Origin of the sequence: uncultured Oscillibacter sp. (genome assembly GCF_910584465.1) — a bacterium.
GTDB lineage: Bacteria > Bacillota > Clostridia > Oscillospirales > Oscillospiraceae > Oscillibacter.
In genome coordinates, this window is record NZ_CAJUBK010000123.1 from 1 (window position 1) to 2,620 (window position 2,620).

Consider the following 2,620-nt stretch of genomic DNA (forward strand, 5'->3'; position numbering starts at 1 on the left):
CTGAACGCCGTCTCCCTGGCCTTCCCCCTCCAGAACCTGATGATCGCCGTGGGCGGCGGCACCGGCGTGGGCATGAACGCCCTGCTCTCCCGGTCCCTGGGCGAGAAGAAGCAGGACATGGCCGACCGCGCCGCCAACACGGGCATCTTCGTGTTCCTGCTCAGCGCCGTCGTCTTCGGCGTGTGCGGCTTCCTGCTGGCCCGGCCCTTCTTCCTGGCCCAGACGGACATCGCCCCCATCGTGGACTACGGCACGGCCTACGCCCGCATCTGCCTGGGCCTGTCCATCGGCATCTTCAGCCAGTTCTGCTTCGAGCGCCTGCTCCAGTCCACGGGCCGGACGGTGTACTCCATGATCACCCAGATCATCGGCGCGGTGATCAACATCATCATGGACCCCATCCTGATCTTCGGCCTCTTCGGCTTCCCCCGGATGGAGGTGGCGGGGGCCGCCGTGGCCACGGTCATGGGGCAGATCATCGCCGCCTTCATCGGCCTCGTCATGAACCTGCGGTTCAACCCGGACATCCACATCCGCTTCCGCGCCATCCGCCCGGACCGGGAGATCGTCCGGGAGATCTACCGGGTGGGCGTGCCCTCCATCGTCATGCAGTCCATCGGCTCCGTCATGACCTTCGGCATGAACAAGATCCTGATGGGCTTCACCGACACGGCCACGGCGGTCTTCGGGGCCTATTTCAAGCTCCAGAGCTTCATCTTCATGCCGGTCTTCGGCCTGAACAACGGCATGGTGCCCATCATCTCCTATAACTACGGCGCGGCCCGCATGGACCGGGTGCGGAGGACCTTCCGCCTCACCGCCACGGTGGCCACGGTGGTCATGGTGATCGGCTGCGCCGCCTTCAACCTGATCCCCCACGTGCTCCTGGGCTTCTTCAACCCCTCCCAGGAGATGCTCTCCATCGGCACCGTGGCCCTGCGGGTCATCAGCTATTCCTTCCTGCTGGCGGGCTTCGACATCATCGCCGGCTCCGTCTGCCAGGCCATCGGCAATCCGGTCTATACGCTCATCTGCTCCGTCTGCCGCCAGCTGGCGGCGCTGCTGCCGGCGGCATGGCTGCTGGCCCAGACGGGGATCTTGGATCTGGTGTGGTTCTGCTTCCCCATCTCGGAGGTGGTGTCCCTGGTGCTGAGCATCCTCTTCCTCCGCCGGACCCTGAAGGCGGCGGACGCCAAGACCGCCGCGCCGCAGAGCTGAGCCCCGCGATCTAAGGAGGTCTTTATGGAAGCGATCGTCACACAGCTGGCCCAGGAGCTGGGCCGGCCCGCCCAGTACGTGGACAACGTCGTCCGCCTGCTGGACGAGGGCAATACCATCCCCTTCATCGCCCGCTACCGCAAGGAGCTGCACGGGGCCATGGACGACACGGTCCTGCGGGCCCTGGAGGAGCGCCTGCGCTATCTCCGGGGCCTCCAGGAGCGGCGGGAGGCCGTGAAGAGATCCATCGAGGAGCAGGGGAAGCTGACGGAGGCGCTGTCCGCCGCCATCGACGCCGCCGCCACCCTGGCGGAGGTGGAGGACCTGTACCGCCCCTATAAGCAAAAACGCCGGACCCGGGCCGCCGTGGCCCGGGAGAAGGGCCTGGCCCCCCTGGCGGAGCTCCTCTTCGCCCAGGGGCCGGACTGCCCGGCCCCCCTGGAGGAGGCGGCGAAGTACGTCGACCCGGAGAAGGGCGTGGAGACCGCGGAGGACGCCCTGGCCGGGGCCTCCGACATCGTGGCGGAGACGCTGAGCGACGACGCGGACCTGCGCAAGTCCCTCCGGGCCCTGCTCGCCAGGAAGGGCCGGCTCTGCAGCGCCGCCGCCGTGGAGGAGGACAGCGTCTACCGGCTCTATTATGACTTCGCCCAGCCCCTCTCCCGGATACAGGGCCACCAGGTCCTGGCGGTCGACCGGGGGGAGAAGGAGGGGAAGCTGAAGGTCTCCGTCCAGATGGACCGGGACCTGGCCCTCCAGGCCCTGCGCCGCCGGGTGGTCGTGCCGGGGAGCCGGTCCATGGAGTTCGTCAAGGCCGCGGCGGAGGACGCCTATGACCGCCTGATCGCCCCCTCCCTGGAGCGGGAGGCCCGCAGCGCCCTCACCGAGGCCGCCGCCGAGGGGGCCATCGGCCAGTTCGCGCTGAACCTGAAGCCCCTGCTGATGCAGCCCCCCGTGAAGGGCAGGGTCACCATGGGCCTGGACCCGGGCTACCGCATGGGATGCAAGGTGGCCGTGGTGGACGGCACGGGGAAGGTGCTGGACACCGCCGTGGTCTACCCCACCTATAACCAGCGGAAGAAGGACGAGGCCATCGCCGTCCTGGCAAAGCTCATCGAGGCGCACGGCGTGGAGCACATCGCCATCGGCAACGGCACCGCCAGCCGGGAGACGGAGCAGATGGCGGTGGAGCTGATCCGGCGGATGGGCGCGGCGGGCCGCTCCGTCAGTTATATGATCGTCTCCGAGGCCGGGGCCTCGGTCTACTCCGCCAGCAAGCTGGCGGCGGAGGAGTTCCCGGAGTACGACGTGAACCTCCGCTCCGCCGTGTCCATCGCCCGGCGTTTACAGGACCCCCTGGCGGAGCTGGTGAAGATCGACCCCAAGGCCATCGGCGTGGGGC

2 protein-coding genes are annotated in these 2,620 nt (G+C 68.4%); both read left to right on the forward strand.

Features of this window, described 5'->3' with window-relative positions; genetic code table 11:
- A partial coding sequence (locus QZ332_RS13430; protein ID WP_295766363.1) for an MATE family efflux transporter occupies positions 1–1,218 on the forward strand: 1,218 nt, incomplete at its 5' end.
- A 24-nt stretch (positions 1,219–1,242) separates the two neighbouring features.
- Positions 1,243–2,620, forward strand: a 1,378-nt coding sequence (locus QZ332_RS13435; RefSeq protein WP_295766365.1) for a Tex-like N-terminal domain-containing protein, incomplete at its 3' end; no start/stop codon positions are given.